This is a genomic window from Kocuria rhizosphaerae (assembly GCF_044462265.1).
Lineage (GTDB): Bacteria > Actinomycetota > Actinomycetes > Actinomycetales > Micrococcaceae > Kocuria > Kocuria rhizosphaerae.
In genome coordinates this window covers 19,550-44,453 of sequence record NZ_JBISWL010000037.1, presented here as the reverse complement: position 1 = coordinate 44,453, position 24,904 = coordinate 19,550, and the positions used below count along the sequence as shown (strand labels likewise).

At 70.1% G+C, this 24,904-nt stretch carries 35 protein-coding genes; all 35 read right to left on the bottom strand.

The window, feature by feature from the left end:
- Positions 1-10 precede the first annotated feature (10 nt).
- The 35 genes from rplO to ACH9EU_RS04565 all read right to left on the bottom strand — a co-directional run bounded on the left by rplO (position 11) and on the right by ACH9EU_RS04565 (position 24,861).
- On the bottom strand, positions 11-487 hold the full coding sequence (gene rplO / locus ACH9EU_RS04735) for a 50S ribosomal protein L15 (RefSeq protein WP_396412789.1): 477 nt from the start codon (positions 485-487) through the stop codon (positions 11-13).
- Between the two features lie 2 nt (positions 488-489).
- Positions 490-699 (bottom strand): 50S ribosomal protein L30, encoded by a 210-nt coding sequence (rpmD, locus tag ACH9EU_RS04730; RefSeq protein WP_396412788.1) that lies wholly within the window; start codon positions 697-699, stop codon positions 490-492.
- Entirely contained in the window at positions 699-1,439 is a 741-nt protein-coding gene (gene rpsE, locus ACH9EU_RS04725; RefSeq protein ID WP_396412787.1) for a 30S ribosomal protein S5, read from the bottom strand. Before rpsE ends, rpmD begins: the two co-directional genes overlap by 1 nt.
- Entirely contained in the window at positions 1,436-1,807 is a 372-nt protein-coding gene (gene rplR, locus ACH9EU_RS04720; protein ID WP_396412786.1) for a 50S ribosomal protein L18, read from the bottom strand. The genes rpsE and rplR overlap by 4 nt, the downstream gene beginning before the upstream one ends.
- Before the next feature lie 2 nt (positions 1,808-1,809).
- Positions 1,810-2,346: a 50S ribosomal protein L6 gene (gene rplF / locus ACH9EU_RS04715; protein ID WP_396412785.1), complete on the bottom strand. Its 537-nt coding sequence runs from the start codon at positions 2,344-2,346 to the stop codon at positions 1,810-1,812.
- A 23-nt stretch (positions 2,347-2,369) separates the two neighbouring features.
- Positions 2,370-2,768, bottom strand: coding sequence for a 30S ribosomal protein S8 (gene rpsH, locus ACH9EU_RS04710; RefSeq protein ID WP_396412784.1), 399 nt, complete (start codon positions 2,766-2,768; stop codon positions 2,370-2,372).
- Positions 2,769-2,854: 86 nt separating this feature from the next.
- Positions 2,855-3,424: a 50S ribosomal protein L5 gene (gene rplE, locus ACH9EU_RS04705; RefSeq protein WP_396412783.1), complete on the bottom strand. Its 570-nt coding sequence runs from the start codon at positions 3,422-3,424 to the stop codon at positions 2,855-2,857.
- Positions 3,424-3,768 (bottom strand): 50S ribosomal protein L24, encoded by a 345-nt coding sequence (gene rplX, locus ACH9EU_RS04700; RefSeq protein WP_396412782.1) that lies wholly within the window; start codon positions 3,766-3,768, stop codon positions 3,424-3,426. The genes rplE and rplX overlap by 1 nt, the downstream gene beginning before the upstream one ends.
- Positions 3,769-3,770: 2 nt before the next feature.
- Positions 3,771-4,139 carry a 50S ribosomal protein L14 gene (gene rplN / locus ACH9EU_RS04695; protein ID WP_017833306.1) on the bottom strand — a complete coding sequence of 123 codons (369 nt, stop codon included), beginning with the start codon at positions 4,137-4,139 and terminating at the stop codon, positions 3,771-3,773.
- Positions 4,140-4,487: 348 nt separating this feature from the next.
- Positions 4,488-4,778 carry a 30S ribosomal protein S17 gene (rpsQ, locus tag ACH9EU_RS04690; protein WP_396412781.1) on the bottom strand — a complete coding sequence of 97 codons (291 nt, stop codon included), beginning with the start codon at positions 4,776-4,778 and terminating at the stop codon, positions 4,488-4,490.
- Entirely contained in the window at positions 4,775-5,044 is a 270-nt protein-coding gene (rpmC, locus tag ACH9EU_RS04685) for a 50S ribosomal protein L29 (RefSeq protein WP_396412780.1), read from the bottom strand. The genes rpsQ and rpmC overlap by 4 nt, the downstream gene beginning before the upstream one ends.
- A gap of 2 nt (positions 5,045-5,046) precedes the next feature.
- On the bottom strand, positions 5,047-5,463 hold the full coding sequence (gene rplP, locus ACH9EU_RS04680) for a 50S ribosomal protein L16 (protein ID WP_396412779.1): 417 nt from the start codon (positions 5,461-5,463) through the stop codon (positions 5,047-5,049).
- Entirely contained in the window at positions 5,464-6,300 is an 837-nt protein-coding gene (gene rpsC / locus ACH9EU_RS04675; protein ID WP_396412778.1) for a 30S ribosomal protein S3, read from the bottom strand.
- Positions 6,301-6,666: a 50S ribosomal protein L22 gene (gene rplV, locus ACH9EU_RS04670; protein WP_396412777.1), complete on the bottom strand. Its 366-nt coding sequence runs from the start codon at positions 6,664-6,666 to the stop codon at positions 6,301-6,303.
- A 53-nt stretch (positions 6,667-6,719) separates the two neighbouring features.
- On the bottom strand, positions 6,720-7,001 hold the full coding sequence (gene rpsS, locus ACH9EU_RS04665) for a 30S ribosomal protein S19 (RefSeq protein ID WP_396412776.1): 282 nt from the start codon (positions 6,999-7,001) through the stop codon (positions 6,720-6,722).
- Positions 7,002-7,013: 12 nt separating this feature from the next.
- Positions 7,014-7,853 (bottom strand): 50S ribosomal protein L2, encoded by an 840-nt coding sequence (gene rplB / locus ACH9EU_RS04660; RefSeq protein ID WP_396412775.1) that lies wholly within the window; start codon positions 7,851-7,853, stop codon positions 7,014-7,016.
- Positions 7,854-7,883: 30 nt separating this feature from the next.
- Positions 7,884-8,189 carry a 50S ribosomal protein L23 gene (gene rplW, locus ACH9EU_RS04655; RefSeq protein WP_396412774.1) on the bottom strand — a complete coding sequence of 102 codons (306 nt, stop codon included), beginning with the start codon at positions 8,187-8,189 and terminating at the stop codon, positions 7,884-7,886.
- Positions 8,186-8,809 (bottom strand): 50S ribosomal protein L4, encoded by a 624-nt coding sequence (gene rplD / locus ACH9EU_RS04650; protein WP_396412773.1) that lies wholly within the window; start codon positions 8,807-8,809, stop codon positions 8,186-8,188. The genes rplW and rplD overlap by 4 nt, the downstream gene beginning before the upstream one ends.
- A gap of 4 nt (positions 8,810-8,813) precedes the next feature.
- Positions 8,814-9,470: a 50S ribosomal protein L3 gene (gene rplC, locus ACH9EU_RS04645; RefSeq protein ID WP_396412772.1), complete on the bottom strand. Its 657-nt coding sequence runs from the start codon at positions 9,468-9,470 to the stop codon at positions 8,814-8,816.
- A gap of 16 nt (positions 9,471-9,486) precedes the next feature.
- Positions 9,487-9,795, bottom strand: coding sequence for a 30S ribosomal protein S10 (rpsJ, locus tag ACH9EU_RS04640; RefSeq protein WP_003803825.1), 309 nt, complete (start codon positions 9,793-9,795; stop codon positions 9,487-9,489).
- Between the two features lie 461 nt (positions 9,796-10,256).
- Positions 10,257-11,447, bottom strand: coding sequence for an elongation factor Tu (gene tuf, locus ACH9EU_RS04635; protein WP_396412771.1), 1,191 nt, complete (start codon positions 11,445-11,447; stop codon positions 10,257-10,259).
- Between the two features lie 158 nt (positions 11,448-11,605).
- Positions 11,606-13,720, bottom strand: coding sequence for an elongation factor G (gene fusA, locus ACH9EU_RS04630; protein ID WP_396412770.1), 2,115 nt, complete (start codon positions 13,718-13,720; stop codon positions 11,606-11,608).
- 70 nt (positions 13,721-13,790) lie between these two features.
- Positions 13,791-14,261, bottom strand: a complete 471-nt coding sequence (gene rpsG / locus ACH9EU_RS04625) for a 30S ribosomal protein S7 (RefSeq protein WP_396412769.1) — start codon at positions 14,259-14,261, stop codon at positions 13,791-13,793.
- The gene (rpsL, locus tag ACH9EU_RS04620) at positions 14,261-14,635 is read right to left on the bottom strand and encodes a 30S ribosomal protein S12 (RefSeq protein WP_062734959.1); all 375 of its coding nucleotides are present in this window, start codon (positions 14,633-14,635) and stop codon (positions 14,261-14,263) included. Before rpsL ends, rpsG begins: the two co-directional genes overlap by 1 nt.
- A 311-nt stretch (positions 14,636-14,946) precedes the next feature.
- The gene (locus ACH9EU_RS04615) at positions 14,947-15,747 is read right to left on the bottom strand and encodes an IclR family transcriptional regulator domain-containing protein (protein WP_396412768.1); all 801 of its coding nucleotides are present in this window, start codon (positions 15,745-15,747) and stop codon (positions 14,947-14,949) included.
- A gap of 77 nt (positions 15,748-15,824) precedes the next feature.
- Entirely contained in the window at positions 15,825-16,511 is a 687-nt protein-coding gene (locus ACH9EU_RS04610; RefSeq protein WP_396412767.1) for a 3-oxoacid CoA-transferase subunit B, read from the bottom strand.
- A gap of 2 nt (positions 16,512-16,513) precedes the next feature.
- Entirely contained in the window at positions 16,514-17,206 is a 693-nt protein-coding gene (locus tag ACH9EU_RS04605) for a 3-oxoacid CoA-transferase subunit A (protein WP_396412766.1), read from the bottom strand.
- A gap of 38 nt (positions 17,207-17,244) precedes the next feature.
- A complete protein-coding gene (locus ACH9EU_RS04600) occupies positions 17,245-18,432 on the bottom strand; it encodes an acetyl-CoA C-acyltransferase (protein WP_396412765.1) in 1,188 nt (395 codons plus the stop codon).
- 58 nt (positions 18,433-18,490) lie between these two features.
- Positions 18,491-18,889, bottom strand: a complete 399-nt coding sequence (gene pcaC / locus ACH9EU_RS04595; protein ID WP_396412764.1) for a 4-carboxymuconolactone decarboxylase — start codon at positions 18,887-18,889, stop codon at positions 18,491-18,493.
- Positions 18,886-19,707 (bottom strand): alpha/beta fold hydrolase, encoded by an 822-nt coding sequence (locus ACH9EU_RS04590; RefSeq protein WP_396412763.1) that lies wholly within the window; start codon positions 19,705-19,707, stop codon positions 18,886-18,888. Before ACH9EU_RS04590 ends, pcaC begins: the two co-directional genes overlap by 4 nt.
- Positions 19,704-21,140, bottom strand: coding sequence for a lyase family protein (locus tag ACH9EU_RS04585; RefSeq protein WP_396412762.1), 1,437 nt, complete (start codon positions 21,138-21,140; stop codon positions 19,704-19,706). Before ACH9EU_RS04585 ends, ACH9EU_RS04590 begins: the two co-directional genes overlap by 4 nt.
- 91 nt (positions 21,141-21,231) lie before the next feature.
- Complete coding sequence (gene pcaG / locus ACH9EU_RS04580; RefSeq protein ID WP_396412761.1) at positions 21,232-21,816, bottom strand: protocatechuate 3,4-dioxygenase subunit alpha; 585 nt, start codon at positions 21,814-21,816, stop codon at positions 21,232-21,234.
- Positions 21,809-22,630 (bottom strand): protocatechuate 3,4-dioxygenase subunit beta, encoded by an 822-nt coding sequence (gene pcaH / locus ACH9EU_RS04575; protein ID WP_449555790.1) that lies wholly within the window; start codon positions 22,628-22,630, stop codon positions 21,809-21,811. Before pcaH ends, pcaG begins: the two co-directional genes overlap by 8 nt.
- A gap of 164 nt (positions 22,631-22,794) precedes the next feature.
- Positions 22,795-23,991, bottom strand: a complete 1,197-nt coding sequence (locus ACH9EU_RS04570; RefSeq protein ID WP_396412760.1) for a 4-hydroxybenzoate 3-monooxygenase — start codon at positions 23,989-23,991, stop codon at positions 22,795-22,797.
- A gap of 105 nt (positions 23,992-24,096) precedes the next feature.
- Positions 24,097-24,861, bottom strand: coding sequence for an IclR family transcriptional regulator domain-containing protein (locus ACH9EU_RS04565; protein ID WP_396412759.1), 765 nt, complete (start codon positions 24,859-24,861; stop codon positions 24,097-24,099).
- Positions 24,862-24,904 lie beyond the last annotated feature (43 nt).

The window sequence follows — 24,904 nt, the reverse complement described above, 5'->3', positions numbered from 1 at the left end:
CGGCCCGCGCTCACAGCGCGGTGGTGCTGCCGCCGGCGGCGGCGATCTTCTCCGCGGCGGAGCCGGAGAACGCGTGCGCCGTGACGTTGACCGCGACCGCGATCTCGCCGGAGCCCAGGACCTTGACGGGCTGGTTCTTGCGGACCGCGCCCTTGGCCACGAGCGAGTCGACCGTCACGTCGCCGCCCTCGGGGAACAGCTCGCCGAGCCGGTCCAGGTTGACGACCTGGTACTCCACGCGGAACGGGTTCTTGAACCCGCGCAGCTTCGGCAGCCGCATGTGCAGCGGCAGCTGCCCGCCCGCGAAGCCCGCCTTCACCTGGTAGCGGGCGGCGGTGCCCTTGGTGCCGCGACCGGCGGTCTTGCCCTTGGAGCCCTCACCGCGACCCACGCGGGTCTTGGCGGTCCGGGACCCGGGGGCCGGGCGCAGGTGGTGCACCTTGAGGGCGTGCACCTTCTCGTTCTTCTCAGCAGTGTTGTCTGCCATGGTTACTTGGCCTCCTCGACCTTGACCAGGTGGGCGACGGTGTTGACCATGCCCGCGGTCACCGCGTCGGCCTTGCGGACGACGACGTTGCCCGGCCGCTTGAGGCCGAGGGACCGCAGGGTGTCCCGCATGTTCTGCTTCTGGCCGACCACCGAACGGGTCTGCGTGATCCGCAGCTCCGCCCCGTCGGGCTGGATACGCTTGCCGGACATCAGGCACCTGCCTTCTGGATCGAGCGCAGCAGCGGACCGGGGACGACCTCGTCCATCGGCAGCCCGCGGCGGGCGGCCACGGCGGCCGGCTCCTCGAGCTGACGGAGGGCCTCGATCGTTGCGTGCACGATGTTGATCTGGTTCGACGAGCCCAGGGACTTGGAGAGCACGTCGTGGATGCCGGCGCACTCGAGCACGGCGCGCACGGGGCCACCCGCGATCACACCGGTACCGGGGGTCGCCGGGCGGAGCATGACGACGCCCGCCGCGGCCTCGCCCTGCACGCGGTGCGGGATGGTGCGCTCCTCGATGCGCGGGACGCGGAAGAAGTTCTTCTTCGCCTCCTCGACACCCTTGGAGATCGCGGCCGGCACCTCCTTGGCCTTGCCGTAGCCCACACCGACCGTGCCGTTGCCGTCGCCGACGACCACCAGGGCGGTGAAGCTGAAGCGACGACCGCCCTTGACGACCTTCGACACGCGGTTGATGGTCACGACTCGCTCGAGGAACTTGTCCTTCTCCTCGTCGCGCCCGCCGCGGCCACCGCCGCGGCCGCCGCGCTCGCCACGGCCCCCGCGCTCGCCACGGCCCCCGCGCTCGCCACGGCCCCCGCGGTCACCGCGGGAGTCCTGGGAGCGGGTGGACTCGGTGGTCTGCTGGGCCGCCTCCGTGGAGGCAGTGCTCGCTTCGGTCACCTGGGTTTCCTTCTCGTTGTTGCGCTCGGTGTTCTGCTCGCTCACAGTGCCAGACCTCCTTCGCGGGCGCCGTCGGCGACAGCCGCCACGCGACCGTGGTACTTGTTGCCGCCGCGGTCGAACACGACGGCCTCGACACCGGCGGCCTTGGCGCGCTCGGCCACGAGCTCGCCCACGCGCTTGGCCTTCGCGGTCTTGTCGGCCTCGGCGCCCCGCAGGTCCGCCTCCATGGTGGACGCCGAGGCGACGGTGACACCCTTGGTGTCGTCGACGACCTGGACGAACACGTGGCGGGCCGAGCGGTTGACCACCAGGCGCGGGCGGGCCGCGGTGCCGGAGAGGTGCTTGCGCACCCGCACGTGCCGGCGGCCGCGGGCGGCGGCCTTGGACTTGCCCTTGATCTTCAGAGCCATGATTACTTACCAGCCTTTCCGGCCTTGCGGCGGATCTGCTCGCCGGCGTAGCGCACGCCCTTGCCCTTGTAGGGCTCGGGGGCGCGCAGCCCGCGGATCTTCGCCGCGACGTGGCCGACCTGCTGCTTGTCGATGCCGTTGACGGTGAGCTTGTTGACACCCTCGACGGTGAACGAGATGCCCTCCGGCGCCTCGAAGGTGATCGGGTGGCTGTAGCCGAGCGCGAACTCCAGGTTCTGCCCCTTGGCCTGCACGCGGTAACCGGTGCCCACGATCTCGAGGCCCTTGCTGTAGCCCTGCGAGACGCCCTGGATCATGTTGGAGATCAGGGTGCGGGTCAGGCCGTGCAGCGCGCGGGACTCGCGCTCGTCGTTGGGCCGGGAGACGGTGACGGTGCCGTCCTCGAGCGCGACGGTGATCGGGCTGGCCACGGTGTGCTCCAGCTCGCCCTTCGCGCCCTTGACGGAGACGACGTTGCCGTCGACCTTGAGCTCCACACCGGCCGGCACAGAGATGGGGAGACGTCCGATACGTGACATGTTCTCTTCCTTTCTGTTCCGGCTTACCAGACGTACGCGAGGACTTCGCCGCCCACGCCCTTCTTCGCGGCCTGCTTGTCGGTCAGCAGCCCGGAGGAGGTGGACAGGATGGCGATGCCCAGGCCGCCCAGGACCTTGGGGAGGTTGGTGGACTTGGCGTAGACCCGCAGGCCCGGCTTCGAGATGCGCCGGACGCCCGCGATGGAGCGCTCACGGTGGGGACCGAACTTGAGGGACAGCGTCAGGGTCTTTCCGACCTCGGCGCTCTCCTCCTTCCAGTCCGCGATGTAGCCCTCGGTCTTGAGGATCTCCGCCACGCGGGCCTTGAGCTTGGAGTACGGCATGCTCACGGTGTCGTGGTAGGCGGAGTTGGCGTTGCGCAGACGCGTCAGCATGTCCGCGACAGGATCTGTCATTGTCATTTTGGGGGCACGTGCCCTTCCTCATCCCGGTTTCCCCACCTGGCGGCGCCCGTGGGCGCCCGGTGCGGACCTGGAACGTAGCAGATTCAGTTGGTCTTGAAGGGGAAACCGAGCGCCTTCAGCAGCGCACGGCCCTCGTCGTCGGTCTTCGCGGTGGTGACGACCGTGATGTCCATGCCGCGCACGCGGTCGATCCTGTCCTGGTCGATCTCGTGGAACATCGACTGCTCGGTCAGGCCGAAGGTGTAGTTGCCGTTGCCGTCGAACTGGCGGTCGGAGAGACCGCGGAAGTCGCGGATGCGCGGCAGGGCCAGGGTCACCAGGCGGTCCAGGAACTCCCACATGCGGTCGCCGCGCAACGTCGTGTGCGCGCCGATGGGCATGCCCTCGCGCAGCTTGAACTGCGCGATGGACTTCTTCGCACGGGTCACGAGCGGCTTCTGGCCGGTGATCGCGGTGAGGTCGCGCACGGCGCCGTCGATGAGCTTGGAGTCCTTGGCGGCGTCGCCGACACCCATGTTCACGACGACCTTCACCACGCGCGGGATCTCCATGACGTTGCCGTAGGAGAACTGCTCCTGGAGCGCGGGGACGACGGTCTGCTGGTACTTGTCCTTGAAGCGCGGGGACACGCTGATCTCGGTGGTTTCGCTCATCACAGGTCCTTGCCGGTGCTCTTGGAGACGCGGACACGGACGGTCTTCTGGCGTCCGGCGCGCTCCACGGTCTCGGTGCGGTAGCCGACCCGCGTCGGCTTCTGGGTCTCCGGGTCCACGAGCGCCACGTTGGAGATGTGGATCGGGGCCTCGATCTTCTCGATGCCGCCGGCTTCGCCCTGCATGGAGGCCTTGCGGTGCCGGGTCACGACGTTGATGCCCTCGACCAGCACCTTCTGGGTCTCCGGGATCACCCGCAGGACCTTGCCCTGCTTGCCCTTGTTGTCCTTGCTGCCGGAGATGACCTGCACCAGGTCGCCGGTCTTGATCTTGAACTTCGCCATGGTCAGAGCACCTCCGGGGCCAGCGAGATGATCTTCATGAACTTCTTGTCGCGCAGCTCGCGGCCCACGGGGCCGAAGATGCGGGTACCACGGGGGTCACCGTCGTTCTTCAGGATCACTGCGGCGTTCTCGTCGAACTTGATGTAGGAGCCGTCCGGGCGACGGCGCTCCTTCTTGGTACGGACGATGACGGCCTTGACGACGTCGCCCTTCTTCACGTTCCCGCCCGGGATCGCGTCCTTGACGGTGGCGACGATGATGTCACCGATGCCTGCGTAGCGGCGTCCGGATCCACCGAGAACACGGATGGTGAGGATTTCCTTCGCACCCGTGTTGTCGGCGACCTTCAGTCGCGACTCCTGCTGAATCACTGATTACTCCTGTCGTCACGCCGGTTCCAACACCGATCGAGAGCACGGTGCGGGCCTTGCGGAACAGCTTGTCGGATGGTGTGCCCTCCCCCGGCGTCGCACGCCGGACCGGGCCCAGCCCTCCATGCCAGGAGCATCTGAACCCGCCACCAGGTGGCACGGGGGCGCCCTGCACGCGGTCATTATGCGCTGGCACGAAGAGCTGTGGGTTGCACGGGCAGAGCGGTATCGGCCCATACAAGCTCACCAGCCTAGCACAGGCCGCCGACGGCCCGCGCCGGCCGGGAAACGGCCGACGGCCCGTTCCTCGCGCGGAGGAACGGGCCGTCGGGTTCGGCTCCGGGGAGCCTACTTGGCCTTCTCGAGGATCTCCACGATCCGCCACCGCTTGGTCGCGGACAGCGGGCGGGTCTCGGAGATCAGGACCAGGTCCCCGACACCGGCGGTGTTCCGCTCGTCGTGGGCCTTGACCTTCGACGACCGGCGCATGACCTTGCCGTAGAGCGAGTGCGTGACGTTGTCCTGCAGCTGGACGACGACGGTCTTGTCCATCTTGTCGGAGACCACGTAGCCGCGACGGGACTTGCGGTCCCCGCGCTCGGCGGCCGGCTCGGCCCCGTTGTTGATCTGCTCGGTCACTTGGCGTCCTCCTCGGAGGTGGTGGTGTTCTCGGCGTCGTCCGCCTCGGGCCGGATGCCCAGCTCGCGCTCGCGCAGCACCGTGTAGATGCGCGCGATGTCACGCTTGACGGCCTTGAGGCGGCCGTTGTTCTCGAGCTGGCCGGTCGCGGCCTGGAAGCGGAGGTTGAACAGCTCCTCCTTGGCCTTCCGCAGCGCCTCACCCAGAGAGTCCTTGTCGAGGGCCGCGAGGTTCTCCATGCTCAGATCCTTGGATCCAACAGCCATTCTCATTCACCACCTTCGCGACGCACGATGCGTGCCTTCATCGGGAGCTTGTGGATCGCCAGGCGCAGGGCCTCCCGCGCGACGTCGTCCGAGACCCCGGAGAGCTCGAACATGACGCGACCGGGCTTGACGTTCGCGACCCACCACTCGGGGGAGCCCTTGCCGGAGCCCATGCGGGTCTCGGCGGGCTTCTTGGTCAGGGGACGGTCCGGGTAGATGTTGATCCAGACCTTGCCGCCACGCTTGATGTGGCGGGTCATGGCGATACGCGCGGCCTCGATCTGACGGTTCGTCACGTAGGCCGGCGTGAGCGCCTGGATGCCCCACTCGCCGAAGGCGACGGTGGTGCCGCCCTTGGCAGCGCCCGAACGCTTCGGGTGGTGCTGCTTGCGGTACTTCACACGACGTGGGATGAGCATTTAGTTACCACCCTCTGCGTTGGTCGCCCCCGCGGCCGGAGCCTGGGAGGCGGGAGCGGAGTCGCCGCGCTCACGGCGTCCGCCACGGTCGTTACGGTCGGGGCGACGACGGCGCTCGCCGCCGCCGGGCCCGCCGCGACGCTCGCCGCCGCCGCGGCCGCGGGACGGAGCGGCGGCCTGCTGCGCGGCCAGTTCCTTCGCGGTGAGGTCGCCCTTGTAGATCCAGACCTTCACGCCGATGCGGCCGAAGGTGGTCTTGGCCTCGAAGAAGCCGTAGTCGATGTTCGCGCGGAGGGTGTGCAGGGGCACGCGGCCCTCGCGGTAGAACTCCGAGCGGCTCATCTCCGCGCCGCCGAGGCGGCCGGAGCACTGGATCCGGATGCCCTTGGCACCGGCGCGCTGGGCCGACTGGATGGCCTTCTTCATGGCGCGGCGGAAGGCCACGCGGGACGCCAGCTGCTCGGCCACGCCCTGGGCGACCAGCTGCGCCTCGACCTCGGGGTTCTTGACCTCGAGGATGTTCAGCTGGATCTGCTTGCCCGTGAGCTTCTCGAGCTCGCCGCGGATACGGTCGGCCTCGGCGCCGCGGCGGCCGATGACGATGCCGGGGCGGGCCGTGTGGATGTCCACCCGCACGCGGTCCCGGGTCCGCTCGATCTCGACCTTGGCGATGCCGGCGCGCTCCATGCCCGTGGACATGAGCTTGCGGATCTTCACGTCCTCGCGGACGTAGTCCTTGTAGCGCTGGCCCTCCTTGGTGGAGTCCGCGTACCAGTGCGACACGTGGTCGGTGGTGATGCCCAGCCGGAACCCGTGCGGGTTGATCTTCTGTCCCACTTAGCGGACCTCCTCGCTGTTCGGGCTGGCCACGATCACGGTGATGTGGCTGGTGCGCTTGTTGATGCGGTAGGCGCGGCCCTGGGCCCGCGGCCGGAACCGCTTCATGGTGGGGCCCTCGTCGACGAAGGCCTCGCTCACCACGAGCTCGTCCTCCTTGAACGGCAGGCCGTCCCGGTCGGCCAGCTGGCGCGCGTTGGCGACGGCCGACTGGAGGACCTTGAACACCGGCTCCGAAGCGCCCTGCGGGGCGAACTTCAGAATCGCCAGAGCCTCATTCGCCTGTTGGCCACGAATCAGGTTGACGACGCGCCGGGCCTTCATAGGCGTCACGCGGATGTAGCGCGCAGATGCCTTGGCTTCCATTGCTTTCCTTCTCTCGTCTTCTCGAAGTGCTCACGCTGCGCGATCCGAGCGGATCAGCGGCGCTTGCCCTTCTTGTCGTCCTTCACATGGCCGCGGAAGGTCCGCGTGGGGGCGAACTCGCCGAGCTTGTGCCCGACCATCGACTCGGTGATGAACACGGGGGTGTGCTTGCGGCCGTCGTGCACGGCGATCGTGTGCCCGAGCATGTCGGGGACGATCATCGAGCGGCGGGACCACGTCTTGATGACGTTCTTGGTGCCCTTGTCGTTCTCCTTGGCGACCTTCAGGAAAAGGTGCTGATCGACGAAAGGGCCCTTCTTCAGGCTGCGTGGCATGGGTCAGGCTCCTTAGCGCTTGTTCTTGCCGGTGCGACGACGGCGGACGATGAGCTTGTCGCTCTCCTTGTTCGGGCGGCGGGTGCGGCCCTCGGGCTTGCCGTTCGGGTTGACCGGGTGGCGTCCACCGGAGGTCTTGCCCTCACCACCACCGTGCGGGTGGTCCACCGGGTTCATGACCACACCACGGACGGTCGGGCGGATGCCCTTCCAGCGGTTGCGGCCGGCCTTGCCCCAGTTGATGTTCGACTGCTCGGCGTTGCCGACCTCGCCGACGGTCGCGCGGCAGCGCACGTCGACGTTGCGGATCTCGCCGGAGGGCAGCCGGAGCTGGCCGTACTTGCCCTCCTTCGCCACGAGCTGCACGGACGCGCCGGCGGAGCGGGCGAGCTTGGCGCCGCCGCCCGGCCGCAGCTCGACGGCGTGGATCACGGTGCCGACGGGGATGTTGCGCAGCGGGAGGTTGTTGCCGGGCTTGATGTCGGCGCCCGGACCGGACTCGACGATGTCGCCCTGGGACAGCTTGTTCGGCGCCACGATGTAGCGCTTGGAGCCGTCCAGGTAGTGCAGCAGCGCGATGCGCGCCGTGCGGTTCGGGTCGTACTCGATGTGCGCGACCTTGGCGTCGACGCCGTCCTTGTCGTGGCGACGGAAGTCGATGACGCGGTACTGGCGCTTGTGCCCGCCACCCTTGTGCCGGGTGGTGATGCGGCCGGAGCTGTTCCGGCCGCCCTTCTTGGGCAGCGGCCGGACCAGCGACTTCTCGGGGGTCGTGCGCGTGATTTCTGCGAAGTCGGCAACGGAGGAGCCGCGACGGCCCGGGGTTGTCGGCTTGTGCTTGCGGATAGCCATGTGTCAGTTCCTCGTTAAAGTGGTCTCCGCTCAGGCGAGCGGACCGCCGAAGATGTCGATGGTGCCTTCCTTGAGGGTCACAACGGCACGCTTGGTGCCCTTGCGCTGACCCCAGCCGAAGCGCGTGCGCTTCCGCTTCCCGGCACGGTTGATGGTGTTCACGGACTCGACCTTGACGCCGAAGATCTTCTCGACGGCGTACTTGATCTCGGTCTTGTTGGAGTCGGGCGCCACGAAGAACGTGTAGCGGCCCTCGTCGATGAGCCCGTAGGACTTCTCCGAGACGACGGGAGCGATGATGACGTCGCGGGGGTCCTTGATGGTGGTCGCGCTCACTTGGCGTCCTCCTGCTTCTTCTTGCCGGCGGCCGCCACGAAGGACTCGAAGGCGTCCTTGGTGAAGACCACGTCGTCGGAGACCAGCACGTCGTACGTGTTGAGCTGGTCGGCGTAGACGGTGTGGACGTCGTCGAGGTTGCGCACCGACAGCGCGGCCACGTCGTCGGCGCGGCCGAGCACGACCAGCAGGTTCTTGCGCTCGGTCAGCGCGCGCAGCGTCGCCCGGGCGGCCTTCGTGTTCGGGACGGTCCCCTCGACGATCGACTCCACGACGTGGATCCGGTTGTTGCGCGCCCGGTCCGAGAGGGCACCGCGCAGGGCGGCGGCCTTCATCTTCTTGGGCGTGCGCTGGCTGTAGTCGCGCGGGGTGGGCCCGTGCACCACGCCACCGCCGGTCATGTGCGGGGCGCGGATCGAGCCCTGGCGCGCACGGCCGGTGCCCTTCTGCTTGAAGGGCTTGCGGCCGGCGCCGGAGACCTCGGCGCGGGTCTTGGTCTTGTGCGTGCCCTGGCGGGCGGCGGCCAGCTGCGCGACGACGACCTGGTGCAGCAGCGGCACGTTGGTCTGGACGTCGAAGATCTCAGCGGGCAGGTCGACGTTGACGGTCTGAGTTGCCATGGTGTCAGGCTCCCTTCACTGCGGTGCGGACGAGGACGACCGAACCCTTGGGGCCCGGCAGGGCGCCCTTGATGAGCAGCAGGGAGTTCTCGGCGTCCACGGCGTGAACGGTGAGGTTCTGGGTCGTGTGGCGCGCGTTGCCCATGCGGCCCGCCATGCGCATGCCCTTGAACACGCGAGCGGGGTAGGACGCGCCGCCGATGGATCCCGGCTTGCGGTGGTTCTTGTGGGCACCGTGGGAGGCGCCGACGCCGGAGAAGCCGTGACGCTTCATCACACCGGCCGTGCCCTTGCCCTTGGTCGTGCCGATCACGTCGACCTTCTGGCCGGCCTCGAAGAGCTCGACGGAGAGCTCCTGGCCCAGCTCGTAGGTGCCGGCGTCGGACGTGCGCAGCTCGACGACGTGGCGGCGCGGGGTCACGCCGGCCTTCTCGAAGTGGCCGGCCAGCGGCTTGGTCACCTTGCGCGGGTCGATCGCACCGAAACCGATCTGGACGGCCGAGTAGCCGTCCTTCTCCTGCTGACGCAGCTGGGTCACGACGTTGGAGTCCGCCTTGACGACGGTCACCGGAACGAACTTCCCGTTCTCGTCCCAGACCTGGGTCATGCCGAGCTTGGTGCCCAGCAGGCCCTTCACCTGGCGTTCGAAAGTGGTAGTCATGGGGATGCGATCCTCTTTACAGCTTGATTTCGATGTTCACGTCAGCCGGCAGGTCGAGGCGCATGAGCGAGTCGACGGCCTTCGGCGTGGGGTCGATGATGTCGATCAGCCGCTTGTGGGTGCGCATCTCGAAGTGCTCACGGCTGTCCTTGTACTTGTGCGGCGAACGGATCACGCAGTACACGTTCTTCTCCGTCGGCAGCGGCACGGGGCCGACCACCGTGGCGCCTGCGCGCGTCACCGTCTCAACGATCTTCCGGGCCGAGACGTCGATGACCTCGTGGTCATAAGACTTCAGCCGGATGCGGATTTTCTGTCCCGCCATGGCGTCGTGGCTCTCTTTCCTCAAGTACTTCCCTGTGATGGAGCGTGTCGCTCCTTGTGCATGGCGCCGACTGCTGGGCACCCCTCCACGCAGGCTGAATCCGGACGCTTCCGGGTTCCTCACCCTGCTGGAGCTCCGACCCCCGAACTCGGGCGTGTCGCCTCGTGCGGAACACGAGGGCGCACCGGGGTTCTTCTTCCGGGACGGGCTGTATGTGGTCCGTACGTGGCAGCGTCTGTCGGCTGCTGGCCCTCGGTTCTGCTTCGGAGCCCCATCCTGCTCGCAAGGCCTGCCGGTTCGAACCGCTGAGAGCACACGTCGGCGCTTGAACAACGTCGTCCATCCTGCCAGAGATGCCGACCCCGTGCAAACGCACCCGGGCGCCGGCCGGTCCCCCGCCCGGACGTGCGCAACCCCCCNGCGCGAGCGACGGGGGGTTGCGCGGACCGGCGGTCCGGGGACTACTTGATGATCTTGGTCACACGACCGGAGCCCACGGTGCGGCCGCCCTCGCGGATGGCGAAGCCGAGGCCCTCCTCCATGGCGATCGGCTGGATCAGCGCGACCGTCATCTCGGTGTTGTCGCCCGGCATGACCATCTCGGTGCCCTCGGGCAGCGTGATGACGCCGGTGACGTCGGTGGTCCGGAAGTAGAACTGCGGACGGTAGTTCGAGTAGAACGGGTTGTGCCGCCCGCCCTCCTCCTTGGAGAGGATGTAGACGTTCGCCTCGAAGTCGGTGTGCGGGGTGATCGAACCCGGCTTGCACACGACCTGGCCGCGCTCGACGTCGTCACGCTTGAGACCGCGCAGCAGCAGGCCGCAGTTCTCGCCCGCCATGGCCTCGTCCATCTGCTTGTGGAACATCTCGATGCCGGTGACGGTGGTCTTCTGCACCGGGCGGATGCCCACGATCTCGACCTCGGAGTTGATCGGCAGCGTGCCGCGCTCGGCACGGCCGGTCACCACGGTACCGCGACCGGTGATGGTGAAGACGTCCTCGATCGGCATGAGGAACGGCTTGTCCATGTCACGGATGGGGTCGGGGACGTTCTCGTCCACGGCCTCCATGAGCTCCTCGACCTTCTTGACCCACTCGGGGTCGCCCTCGAGGGCCTTCAGCGCCGAGACGCGGACGACCGGCGCGTTGTCGCCGTCGAAGCCCTGGTCGGAGAGGAGCTCGCGCACCTCCATCTCGACGAGGTCCAGCAGCTCCTCGTCGTCGACCATGTCGGACTTGTTCAGGGCCACCAGCAGGTAGGGAACGCCCACCTGGCGGGCGAGCAGCACGTGCTCGCGGGTCTGGGCCATGGGGCCGTCGGTGGCCGCGACCACGAGGATGGCGCCGTCCATCTGGGCCGCACCGGTGATCATGTTCTTGACGTAGTCGGCGTGGCCCGGGGCGTCCACGTGGGCGTAGTGCCGCTTCTCCGTCTGGTACTCGATGTGCGCGATGTTGATGGTGATACCGCGCTGCTTCTCCTCCGGAGCGGAGTCGATGGCGCCGAAGTCGCGCTGCTCGTTGAGGTCCGGGTACTTGTCGTGCAGGACCTTCGAGATGGCAGCGGTGAGCGTCGTCTTGCCGTGGTCGACGTGGCCGATGGTGCCGATGTTGACGTGCGGCTTGGTGCGCTCGAACTTGGCCTTCGCCATGGTTGTTCCTCCTAGAACGATTGTCGAAACTTGCTCAGCACTTCCCCGCACGGTTGCGGTCGGGGGAGACGAGGCGATCAGCAGTACTGAAACCTCGGCAAGTCTACTTGGGGCGTGCTTGTTTGTTGAAATTCCCGGCCGGGGCCGAGGGGTGGTGCCTACTCGCCGCGGTTCTTCTGGACGATCTCGTCGGCGACGGCCTTGGGAACCTCCGAGTAGCTGTCGAACTGCATCGAGTAGACGGCGCGGCCCTGGGTCTTGGACCGCAGGTCCCCGATGTAGCCGAACATCTCCGACAGCGGCACGAGCGCGCTCACCAGCTTGACGCCGCTGACGTCCTCCATCGACTGGATCTGGCCGCGGCGGGAGTTCAGGTCGCCGATGACCTCGCCCATGTACTCCTCGGGGGTGCGCACCTCGACCGCCATGAGCGGCTCGAGCAGGACCGGCTGGGCCTTGCGGGCACCCTCCTTGAAGACCATGGAGCCGGCGATCTTGAAGGCCATCTCGGAGGAGTCGACGTCGTGGTACGCGCCGTCGAGCAGCGTGGCCTTGACGCCCACCACCGGGTAGCCGGCGAGGATGCCCAGGCGCATGGCGTCCTGGATCCCGGCGTCCACGGAGGGGATGTACTCGCGCGGCACGCGGCCACCGGTGACCTTGTTGTCGAACTCGTAGAGCTCCTCGGCGTCCAGCGGGATCGGCTCGAACGCGACCTGGACCTTCGCGAACTGGCCGGAGCCACCGGTCTGCTTCTTGTGCGTGTAGTCGATCTTGTCGACGGTCTTCTTGATCGTCTCGCGGTAGGCGACCTGCGGCTTGCCGACGTTGGCCTCGACCTTGAACTCGCGCTTCATGCGGTCCACCAGGATGTCCAGGTGGAGCTCGCCCATGCCGCCGATCTCGGTCTGGCCGGTCTCCTCGTTGAGGGACACGGTGAACGTGGGGTCCTCGGCGGAGAGCTTCTGGATCGCGGTGGAGAGCTTCTCCTGGTCGCCCTTGGTCTTCGGCTCGATGGCCACCGAGATGACCGGGGCCGGGAAGGTCATGGACTCGAGCACGATCGGGTTCTGCGGGTCGCACAGGGTGTCACCCGTGGTGGTGTCCTTGAGCCCGATGGCCGCGTAGATGTGGCCGGCCCGGATCTCGTCGACCGGGTTCTCCTTGTTGGAGTGCATCTGGAACAGCTTGCCGATACGCTCCTTCTTGCCCTTGGTGGAGTTGAGCACCTGTTCGCCGTTGACGGCCTTGCCGGAGTACACGCGGATGTAGGTCAGCTGACCGTAGAACGGGTGCGAGGCGACCTTGAACGCGAGCGCCGAGAACGGGGCGCTGTAGTCGACGGGGCGGGAGAGGATCTCCTCCTCGTCGTTGAGCGCGTGGCCCTCGACGTTGGGGACGTCCAGCGGGGACGGCAGGAAGTCGATGACCGCGTCCAGCATGGGCTGCACACCGCGGTTCTTGAACGCGGAGCCGCAGAGCACGGGGTAGGCCTGCGAGGAGATGGTGAGCTTGCGGATGCCGGCCTTGAGCTCCTCGAGGGTCAGCTCCTCGCCGCCGAGGTACTTCTCCATGAGCTCGTCGTCGGACTCGGCGACGGCCTCGACCAGCTCGTTGCGGTACTGCTCGGCCCGCTCCCGGAGGTCGGCCGGGATCTCCTCGATCTCGTACTTCGCGCCGAGGGAGACGTCGCCCTTGGAGTCGCCCGGCCACACGAAGGCCTTCATGGTGAGCAGGTCGACGACGCCGGTGAACTCGGACTCGGCACCGATCGGGAGCTGCATCACGAGCGGCTTCGCGCCGAGGCGGTTGATGATCGTGTCGACCGTGAAGTAGAAGTCCGCGCCCAGCTTGTCCATCTTGTTGACGAAGCAGATGCGGGGCACGTCGTACTTGTCGGCCTGGCGCCAGACCGTCTCCGACTGGGGCTCGACGCCCTCCTTGCCGTCGAAGACCGCGACGGCGCCGTCGAGCACGCGCAGGGAACGCTCGACCTCGACCGTGAAGTCCACGTGGCCGGGGGTGTCGATGATGTTGATCTGGTTGTCGTGCCAGTAGCAGGACGTCGCGGCCGACGTGATGGTGATGCCGCGTTCCTGCTCCTGGGCCATCCAGTCCATGGTGGAGGCACCGTCGTGGGTCTCACCGAGCTTGTGGCTGATGCCGGTGTAGAACAGGATGCGCTCGGTGGTGGTCGTCTTGCCGGCATCGATGTGGGCCATGATGCCGATGTTGCGGACCTTCTTGAGGTCGGTAAGCACGTCAAGTGCCACGGTGATTCCCTTTCGGAGATGGTGCCGGCGGCCTGCCGGCCCGGGTGGGGCCGGCAGGCCAGAGAAGATTCTACCAGCGGTAGTGGGCGAAGGCCTTGTTGGACTCCGCCATCTTGTGGGTGTCCTCCCGGCGCTTCACGGCGGCACCGAGACCGTTGGACGCGTCCAGGATCTCGTTCTGCAGACGCTCCGTCATGGTGTTCTCGCGGCGCAGCTTCGAGTAGCCGACCAGCCAGCGCAGGGACAGCGCCTGGGCGCGGCCCGGCTTGACCTCCACGGGCACCTGGTAGGTGGCGCCGCCCACGCGGCGGGACTTCACCTCGAGGGCCGGCTTGACGTTCTCGAGGGCCTTCTTCAGGGTGGCGACGGGGTCGGCGCCGGACTTGGCCCGGACGCCCTCGAGGGCGCCGTAGACGATCCGCTCGGCGGTGGACTTCTTGCCGTCCTGGAGGACCTTGTTGATCAGCTGCGTGACGACCGGGGAGCTGTAGACCGGGTCGACGACGAGGGGGCGCTTGGGCGCGGGACCCTTACGAGGCATTACTTCTTCTCCTTCTTCGCGCCGTAGCGGGAACGGGCCTGCTGGCGGCCCTTGACACCCTGGGTGTCGAGCGCGCCGCGGACGATCTTGTAGCGGACACCGGGGAGGTCCTTCACGCGACCGCCGCGGACCAGCACGATGGAGTGCTCCTGGAGGTTGTGGCCCTCACCGGGGATGTAGGCCGTGACCTCGATGCCGCCGTTGAGCTTCACGCGGGCGACCTTGCGCAGCGCGGAGTTCGGCTTCTTCGGGGTGGTGGTGTACACGCGGGTGCACACGCCGCGCTTCATGGGGCTGCCCTTCAGTGCGGGCGCCTTGGTCTTGACGACCTTGGGGGTCCGGCCCTTGCGGACCAGCTGCTGGATTGTAGGCACAGTGTCTCCTGGTTGGACGGGCCGGATCGGCCCGCGGGTGTTCGGCCCACCCGGCCTCCGGTGCGGGACCGGGACGGGTGCGGCGCCTGGCGGCGGCCCGGCGGGCGGACACCGGGGTCGCCGCGCCGTAGGCACGTGGGCAGACGAAAAGGATGGCATTTTGGTACACACCGCGTACCAGAGGACCGAGTCCGTTCTGCCATTGATCTCCGCGGCCCCCCACCGGCGCGAGCCGGCGGATGACCGTGCAATTCCTCGACAGCCTATCAGACCGGCTCGTGGCACGGAAACGACGGGGCGGGCCGGTCCCGTCAGCGACGGGTGGCGGCGAGGTCCGCCGAGATCCGCCGCGCGCACTCGAGCAGCGGGGGCACGATCCTGCGCACGGGGTCGGCCGCGCCGGGCACCCCGCTGCGCATGGACACGTTGACCGCGGCGACCACGCGCCCGGCCCCGTCCGTCACAGGGGCGGCGACGGAGCACAGCCCGGGCTCGAGCTCCTGGTCGACGACGGACCAGCCCTGGGCCCGGACCCGGTGCAGGTCGGCCTCGAGGGCGCGGCGGTCCACGGTCGTGCGCTCGGTCAGGCGCTCGAGCCGGGCCGTGCGGAAGTACTCGGCCAGCTCCTCGGGGCCCAGGCCCGCCAGCAGCACACGCCCCATGGAGGTCGCGTGGGCCGGGAAGCGGGTGCCGACGGCGATGGAGACGGTCATGATCCGGTGGGTCGAGACCCGGGCCACGTAGACGATGTCGTGCCCGTCGAGCACCGACGCGGAGGTGGACTCCTCGACCTGCGCCGAGAGCGCCTCCAGGTGCGGGCCCGCCAGGGCGGGCAGGGACAGGGAGGAGAGGTACGAGTAGCCCAGCTGCAGCACCTTGGGGGTCAGCTCGAAGAGCCGGCCGTCGGTGCGGACGTAGCCGAGCTCCTCGAGGGTCAGCAGGAACCGGCGGGCGGTCGCCCGGGTCAGCCCCGTGCGCCGGGCCGCGTCGCTGAGGGTCATCCGGGGGTGCCGGGCGTCGAAGGCGGTGATCACGCTGAGCCCGCGCGCCAGGGACTGCACGAACTGGGCGCTCCGCTCCCCCGGTTCGCCGGCGGGGTCCTGCTCGGTCATGGTTGGCCTCCTCGGGCCTGGGCGGCTCCCCCGGCGGCGGGTGCCGGCCGCCGGGGGAGCCGTTCGCGGCGCCGCGCTCAGCGGGCGGGGCGCAGGGGGACGTCGACGATCTGCTGGAGCTCCTCGAAGCTGGTGCCGAAGGTCTCCCGGACCGCGACCCCGTCCTCCTCGATGAGGAAGACGGCGAGGTCGGTGTAGACGCGTGACACGCAGGCGACGCCGGTGAGGGGCATGGTGCACTCCTCGACGAGCTTGGACTGCCCCTTCTTCGTGCGCAGGGACATCATCACGAAGGTCTGCTTCGCGCCGGTGGCCAGGTCCATCGCGCCGCCGACCGCGGGGATGGCGTCGGGCTTGCCGGTGTGCCAGTTCGCGAGGTTGCCCCGGCGGTCGACCTGGAAGGCCCCGAGCACGCAGTAGTCCAGGTGCCCGCCGCGCATCATGGCGAAGGAGTCCGCGTGGTGGAAGTAGGAGCAGCCCGGGGTCTCCACCACGGGGATCTTCCCGGCGTTGATGAGGTCCGGGTCGACCTCGTCGCCCTGGGCCTCCGGGCCCATCCCGAGCATGCCGTTCTCGGTGTGCAGGGTGACGTCGTCCTCGGCCGTGAGGTAGTTGGCGACCAGCGTGGGCTGGCCGATGCCGAGGTTGGCGTACGAGCCGGCCGGGATGTCCCGGGCGACGAGGCGCGCCAGGTCGTCGGTGCTCAGCGGGGCGTCGGCCGTCATCGGGACGGCGCCCGCCGCGTTCTGGGTGTTCTCGCTCATGGTCAGAGCTCCTCTCGGGGGTCGGGCTGGACCGGTGACTCGAGGCGCACGACGGTGTCCACGTAGATGCCGGGGGTCACGACGGACTCGGGGTCCAGCGCGCCGCGCTCGACCAGCTCCGCGACCTGCACGATCGAGGTCGTGGCGGCGGCGGCCATGATGGGCCCGAAGTTGCGCGCGGTCTTGCGGTAGACGAGGTTGCCCGCCCGGTCGGCGACGTGCGCCTTGGTCAGGGAGAAGTCCGCCTTGATGGGGTGCTCCAGGACGTAGTGGCGCCCGTCGATCTCGCGCACCTCCTTGCCCTCCGCTAGCGGCGTCCCGTAGCCGGTGGGGGTGAAGAACGCCCCGATGCCGGCCCCCGCGGCGCGGATCCGCTCCGCGAGGTTGCCCTGGGGCACGACCTCGAGCTCGATCTCACCGGCCCGGTACTTCTCGTCGAAGTGCCAGGAGTCCGACTGGCGCGGGAAGGAGCAGATGATCCTCCGCACCCGCCCGAGCTGGATGAGCCGGGCCAGCCCGACGTCTCCGTTGCCCGCGTTGTTGTTGACGACGGTCAGGCCGGTGGCGCCGTGGTCGATCAGCGCGTCGATGAGCTCGACGGGCTGACCGGCCACGCCGAAGCCGCCGATCATGACGGTGGCCCCGTCGTGGATCGGCGCGACGGCCTGGGCACAGCTGTCTGCGATGTTCAGCATGTGTTCTGCCTCTTTCGGTGGACGGTGGTGGGCGGGCGTCAGGCGTTCGGGTTCTCGAGGACCACGGCCAGGCCCTGCCCCACGCCGATGCAGATGGCGGCGACGCCCCAGCGCCGGCCGGAGGCCTGGAGGGAGCGGGCCAGGGTGCCGAGGATCCGGGTGCCGGAGGCGCCGAGGGGGTGTCCGATCGCGATCGCGCCGCCGTGCCGGTTGACGATCTCCGGGTCGATGCCCCAGGCGTCGACGCAGGCCAGCGACTGGGCAGCGAAGGCCTCGTTGAGCTCGACGGCCGCGACGTCGGCCCAGCGGATCCCGGCGCGGCGCACGGCGATGTTCGCGGCCTCGACGGGGGCGAAGCCGAAGAACTGCGGCTCGTTGGCCGCGGCCCCCCGGCCGGCGATGCGGGCGATCGGCTCGAGCCCGGTCAGCTCGGCGGCCTTCTCGGAGCCCAGCAGCGCGGCGGAGGCGCCGTCGTTGAGGGGCGAGGCGTTGCCGGCGGTCACGGTGCCGCCCTCCTGGCGGAAGACGGTCTTCAGCCCCCCGAGCTTCTCGACGGTGGAGGAGGCGCGCACGGACTCGTCCTGCGTCAGCTCGGTGCCGGGGACCCGGACGGTGAGGTTCTCGTAGAAGCCCTCGTCCCAGGCCTGCTGGGTCAGCTGGTGGGAGCGGAACGCGAACTCGTCCATCCGGTCGCGGGTGACGCCGTGCCGCTGCGCCAGCTGCTCGGTGGCCTCGCCTAGCGACACGGTCCACTCGGGGTTCATCCGCCGGTTCACCAGGCGCCAGCCCAGCGTGGTCGAGGCCAGGGTCATGTCGCCGGCCGGGTAGGGCTTCTCGGTCTTGGGCAGCACCCAGGGGGCGCGGCTCATGGACTCGACGCCGCCCACGAGCATCACGTCCGCCTCGCCGGCGCCGATCTGGCGGGAGGCGATGATCGCGGCGTCCAGGGAGGACCCGCAGAGGCGGTTCACGGTGGTCCCGGGGATCCCCACGGGCAGCCCGGCCAGCAGCGTGGCCATGCGGGCCACGTTGCGGTTCTCCTCGCCCGCGCCGTTGGCGTTGCCGAGGACCACCTCGTCCACGGCGGCGGGGTCGAGCCCGGGGGCGCGGCGGATCTGCTCGCCGACCACCAGGGCCGCCAGGTCGTCGGGGCGCACGCCCGCCAGGGCGCCGCCGAAGCGGCCGAACGGGGTGCGCACGGCATCGTAGATGTAGGTCTCGGTCATGGTGTTCCTCACTTGCGTCGTCGCTCGTCGGTTCGGGTGTCGGGAGGGCCCGCGCCGGTCATCGCTCGCCGTCGAGGGCGTCGAGGACCTGCTTGGCGTGCTTGAAGGCGTTGTTGGCGCTGGGCACGGAGAGGTAGATGGCGGACTGGAGCAGGATCTCCTTGATCTCGTCCCGGTCCAGTCCGTTGCGCAGGGCGGAGCGGACGTGCATCTCGAACTCCTCCCAGTGACCCGCGGCGATCAGCGCCGTCAGGGTGATGGCGCTGCGCATCCTCCGGTCGAGGCCGGGGCGGGTCCAGACCTCGCCCCACGCGTAGCGGGTGATGAAGTCCTGGAACTCCGTGGTGAACTCGTCCTTGCCGGCCTCGGCGCGGTCCACGTGGGCGTCGGAGAGGACCTCCCGCCGCACCACCATGCCCTCGGCGTGGGCCTGCTCCTGGGTGCGCTCGCCGTTCATGCTCGTGCTCCTTCGCTCTCGTGGGTGAGGTGGGCCGTGAAGTGCTCCGCCAGCAGGCGGGCCACGTCCAGCGGCGCCTCCGCCGGGACCAGGTGCGCGACGTCGGGGAGCACGACGGCCCGGCCCCCGGTCGCCTCGGCGAGGTGCGCCGTGTCCGCCGGCGGGGTCGCGACGTCGTGGGCGCCGGCCACGGCCAGGACCGGGGTCCGGACCGCGCCGAGCCGCTCCCGGACGTCGAAGCCGCCGAGGGCCTCGCACACCCGGGCGTAGGAGAAGCGGTCGGCGTCCTGCAGGTCGTGCAGCAGTGCGGTCGTCGTGACCGCGTCCCGTCCGATGAAGCCGGGGGCGAACCAGCGCTGCGCCGAGCCCACCACCTGGGTCGGGGTCCCGGCGGTCGCCACGAGCTCCCCGCGCTCGGCCCACCCCGAGGGTTCGCCCACCCGGGCCGCCGTGCCGAGCAGCACCGCCGCGCGCACGCGCCGCGGCGCGTCGAGCATGAGCTGCTGGCCCACGCACCCGCCCACGGAGTTGCCCGCGTAGAAGAACGGTCGTTCGTCCGAAAACTGGGCGTCCACCGCGTCGAGCACGCCACGGGCCAGCTCGGCCATCGTGAAGGGCTCGCCGGCCGGGACGGAGGCCCCGTGCCCCGGCAGGTCCCAGCCCACCACCCGGAACGTCCCGGGCAGGGCGCGGGCGGCGCCGGTCCAGAGCGAGGCGGCGGAGGTGCCCAGGGAGGGGCCCAGCACCACGAGGGGCGCGTCCGGGGCGGGGGCGGGACGGCCGGCGAACTCGACCAGGCTGAGGACGGGGACGGTCATGCTCCGGCTCCTGGGGCGGGGGTGGACGGACGGTCGTTCGCCGCGCGGCGATGCCGCTCGAGCACGCGGTCGATCAGCAGGTCGTTGGCCCCGAGGTAGCCGGCAGGATCCAGCAGCCGCTCGACGAGGCCCGCGTCCACCGGCGTGCCGTCCGGCAGCACGGCCCCGGCGGCGAGGCGCACGAGGGCCTCGAGCATGCCCGCCCGGTCGGTGGCGTGGCGGCGCACCACGGCCTGGACCCGCTGCCGGCCCGTGGCCCCCTCGGCGGGGGGCAGCACGGGAGCGAGGACGGCGCTGATCCGCTCGGCGAGCACGCCGGGTCCGGAGGCCTCGAGATTGGCCCGCATCCGGACGGTGTCCACGGTGAGCCCCCTGGTCAGCTCGGCGGCGTGCGAGGCGGCCGCCACGGCGAGCCGGGCCAGCTCCCGCAGGGCGGACCACTCGCTGTGCCAGGAGCCGTCCGGACGCTCGTCGACCGACAGCGCGGCCGCCACGTGGAGCTGGGCCACCAGCTGCGGCGCGCTCAGCGCGGTGCGCTTGAGCAGCACGGAGAGCACGGGGTTCTGCTTCTGGGGCATCGCCGACGACACCCCGCGCCCCTCGGCGGCGGGCTCCCGCAGCTCCCCCAGCTCCGGCCGGCTCAGCAGCAGGACGTCGTTGGCGATCCGGCCGAGCCCCGCGCAGACCGCCCCGAAGGTCTCCGCGGCGCGCAGCACCGGGCGGCGGGTCGTGTGCCACACGTGCGGCGGGAGCTCGAGCCCCAGCCGGCCGGCCCAGTGGCGGGCGAGCTCGACGGCTCGCTCGCCGGCGTCGGGGGCCCCGTCGAAGAGGGCGAGGCTGCCGGCCAGGGTGCCCGCCGCCCCGCCGTAGGCGGCGGGCGGGGTGCGCAGCCCGGCGAGGTCCGCCTCGAGGTCCTGCAGCCCGGCGAGCCAGGTCGCCGCCTTGAGCCCGAAGGTGCTGGGCAGCGCGTGCTGGGTGAGCGTGCGCGCCGCCTGCACGCTGCCGCGGTGCTCGTCGGCGAGGCGGGCCAGTGCCGCCGCGGCGGCGGCCAGGTCGCGGACCAGGGGCTCGGCCGCGCGCCGAACGACGAGCATGAGGGCCGTGTCCATCACGTCCTGGCTGGTGAGGCCGCGGTGCACGTAGCGCACGGCGTCGGGGTCCAGCTCACCCAGCCGGTGCCGGTAGTCGGCCAGGAGCGGGATGACGGGGTTGCCGCCGCCCTCGGCGCGCAGGGCGAGGTCCGCGACGTCGTAGTCCGCGGCGCGGGCCGCGGCGGCGGCCGCGGCGGCGGCCGCCGCCGGGGCGAGGCCCGCGTCCACCTGCGCCGCGACCCAGGCGGCCTCGACGTCGAGCAGGGCCTGGAGCACCGCGGTGTCGTCCGTGCAGGGGGCGCCGCGGTGGGCGCCGGGACTGAGCAGGCCGACGTCGGTCATGCGCGTTCTCCTGGAAGGTCGTGGGTGCGGTGGGCCGGGTGGGCGCGCGCGGGGTCCCGGACCGCCGGGGCCGGTCCCCCGCGCGCCCGCGTCACGTCGAGAGGTTCGGGTACGTGAGGAAGACGGTCTCGCCCTCGCCCTGCATCCGGATGTCGAAGCGCAGCGATCCGTCGGCCTCCCGCTCGGCCACGAGGGTGCGGCGGCGCTCCTCGGGCAGCGAGGTCAGCAGCGGGTCGTTCGCCAGCGCCTCGGTGTCCTCCGGCAGGTAGATCCGGGTGAAGAGCCGGTTGAGCAGTCCCCGCGCGAAGACGGTCAGCGTGATGAACGGCGCCTTGCCGGGCTCGGTCGGACCGGGGTCCACGGTCGTGAAGGTGTAGTGGCCCACGTTGTCCACGGCCGCGCGGCCGAAGCCCGTGAAGGTGTAGCCGTCGCGCACGAGCGAGCCGTCCGCGGTGGGCACGGCGCCGTTCTCGTCGGCCTGCCAGATCTCCAGCAGGGCGTCGGGCACCACGGCCCCCTGCCCGTCGGTCACGACGCCGTGCAGGCGGACCGCCCGCGGGTGGGCCGGGTGGACGAGCTGCTCGCCCTTCTCGTAGGGCAGGGCGTAGCCGTAGAACGGGCCGACGGTCTGGCCGGGCGTGGCCGTGAGCTTGGTGGTCGAGGGGTTCTCAGACATTGGAGTCGCCTTCCGTCCAGGTGCGGTTGGATCCGCTCAGCACGATGTCCCAGTGGTAGCCGAGCAGCCACTCGTGCTCGGAGACGTCGTGGTCGTAGGCGGCCACGAGACGCTCCCGGGCCTTCGGGTCCACGATGGACTGGTAGATGGGGTCCAGGGCGAACAGCGGATCGGACGGGAAGTACATCTGCGTGATCATCCGCTGGGTGAAGTCCGTGCCGAACAGGGAGAAGTGCACGTGCGCGGGGCGCCACGCGTTGTGGTGGTTCTTCCAGGGGTAGGGGCCCGGTTTGATGGTGACGAACTCGTAGGATCCGTCGTCGCCGGTGATGCAGCGCCCGACGCCGGTGAAGTTCGGGTCGATCGGGGCTGGGTGCTGGTCGCGCTTGTGGATGTAGCGCCCCGCCGCGTTGGCCTGCCAGATCTCCACGAGCTGCCGGCGCACCGGGCGCCCGTCGCCGTCGAGCACGCGGCCGCGGATCCTGATCCGCTCGCCGATGGGCTCCCCCTGCGCCTGGATGGTCAGGTCGGACTCCAGCTGGTGCACGTCCCGCTGGCCGAACGCCGGGGCGTGCAGCTCGATGGTCTCCGGGTCCGCGTGGTGCGGGTCCTTGGTGGGGTGGCGCAGGATCGAGCTGCGGTAGGGGGCGTAGTCCAGGCGGGGCTGGGTCTCGGTGGCGCCCGAGGCGGCGTACTCCTCCGAGACCCGCGCCATCTCGCGGTTCATGTCGGCCTGGGTGTCCGCCGCGTCGTCGGGGCCCTTCGGGGTCAGGTGCACGAAGGCCTCCCGCGTCCCCTGGTCCTGATCGGTCATCTGACAGCTCCTTCGTCGCGAGGTGGGTGCCGTGCCGGTCGTCCTGCCGGTCGCGGCGGGCACCCCCGAAGTTCTCCTCGAGGATACCGCAATCGATACATCATTCGCACAGTTGTTCGTGGTGCGAACAAATGGTGCGTCACACGGTGACGCGGGCCGGCCTCTCAGTCCTCCGGCCAGCCGGTGTAGGACTCCGCGAAGTAGGCCGAGCCGCGCTGCGAGGTGGTGATCGCCTTGAACTCGCCGAGCCGCCGCTTCTGGTTGAACGGGTTCTCGCCGGGCTGGATGTGCATGAGGTTGGTGGCCCAGTAGGAGAAGTTCTGGGCCTTCCAGACACGCTCCAGGGCCTTGGCGGAGTAGCCGGCCAGACCGGCGTCGTCGCCGGTGCGGAAGTAGTCGATCAGTGCGGGGGCGAGGACGCGCACGTCGCAGAACGCGAGGTTGAGACCCTTCGCGCCGGTCGGGGGCACCGTGTGCCCGGCGTCGCCCACGAGGAAGAGGTTGCCGTGGCGCAGGGGCTCACAGACGTAGGAGCGGAACTTCAGGACGGTCTTGTCGAAGATCGGCCCCTCCTGCAGGCGGAGTCCGTCCGGGCCCGCGACGCGGCGCTGCAGCTCGGCCCAGATCCGCTCGTCGTCCCAGTCGTCCACGTCCTCCTGGGGGTCGCACTGGAAGTACATCCGCTGCACCGTCTCGCTGCGCGAGGAGATCAGGGCGAAGCCGTGCTCGGAGTTGGAGTAGATGAGCTCCGGCGCGCTCGGCGGGGCCTCGGTGAGGATGCCGAACCACGCGAAGGGGTACTCGATGAAGTTGTCGGTGCGCTCCTCCTGCGGGATGGCCCACTTCGAGATGCCCTGCGAGCCGTCGGCGCCCACGAGCATCTCGCAGCGCACCTCGAAGGCCTCGCCCTCGGCGTCCGTGAAGCGGATCTTCGGCCGGTCGGACGTCGGGTCCGCCACCTCGGTGTCGGTCACCGACCAGCGGACGTCCCCGCCGTCCCGCTCCCGGGCGTTGGCGAGGTCCCAGAAGACCTCGTTCTGGGGGTACAGCCACACGGAGTGGCCCACGAGGCTCTTGAAGTCGATCCGGTGGCTCTCCCCCTGGAACCGCAGGACGGTGCCCTCGTGCTCGTGCCCCTCGGTCAGGACCCGGCCGTCGACGCCGGAACCGGTGAGCATGTCCACCGTCGCCGCCTCGAGGATCCCGGCCCGGTGGGTGGCGTGGATGGTGTCCTTGTCACGCTTCTCGACGACGACGCTGTCGATGCCGGCGCGGGACAGCAGGTGGGACAGCATCAGACCGGCGGGGCCGCCCCCGACGATGCCGACCTGGGTGGAAAGAACAGTACGCTCTGCGCTCATGAGTGCTCCTGGTGATACGACGGGACATCGGGTCCAGTCTCGCAGGGGCCTGTGGGCGCCACCACAGCGGTCCCGTTCAACGGTACGGAGCGCCGTGGCCGGATCTCAGCGCGCGTCCTCCCGCAGGGTGCGGCGGATGCCGTGCGCGGCGGTGTGCAGGGCCTGGACGATGGCCCCGGCCCGTGCCGCGGGGTCGCCCGCGGGCGTGATCACGCCCAGGCCGGCCACCACCTGCTCGCCGCGCCCGCGCACGGGCACCGCGATGCCCGTGGTCCCGGGCTCGAGGTAGCCCGTCTGCTGGGCGTGGCCCGCGGCCCGGATCCGCTCGAGCTCGGCGGCCAGGGCGCGCGGCTCCGCGGGCGAGAACTCGGTGAGCGCCGTGAGCGGCCCCTCGAGGTAGGCGTCGCGGACCTCGGCGGGCGCGTGGGCGAGGAGCACGAGACCGGTCGCGGACAGGTGCAGCGGCAGCCGCCCCGCGACCGAGGCGCGCACCGGCACGGCCTTCGGGTGCGAAAGCCGCTCGACGATGAGGACCTCCCGGCCCTCCACGATCCCGAGCTGCACGTGCTGGCGCAGCACCGCGTGGATGTCGCCCATGAAGGGGCGGGCGGCGCGGGCGAGGTCCAGCTCGCGCGAGGAGCGCAGGGCCAGCTCCCACAGCCGGGTGCCGACGACGTAGTGCCCGCCTCCCACGCGCTCGAGCCAGCCCTGCGCGGCCATGTCCCGGGCCAGCCGGTGGGCCGTGGCGATGGGCAGGCCGGCGAGGGCTGCGATCTGGCCGCCCGTCAGCCGGGGCCGCTGCGCGGTGAACGCCGCGAGGATCCGGTCCGCGCGCTGGAGCACGGACTCGCCCGTGGGGGAGTTCGCCATGGTCCTGGTCCTCTCCTGTCGTGTCCGGCGCCGCCGGCCCCAG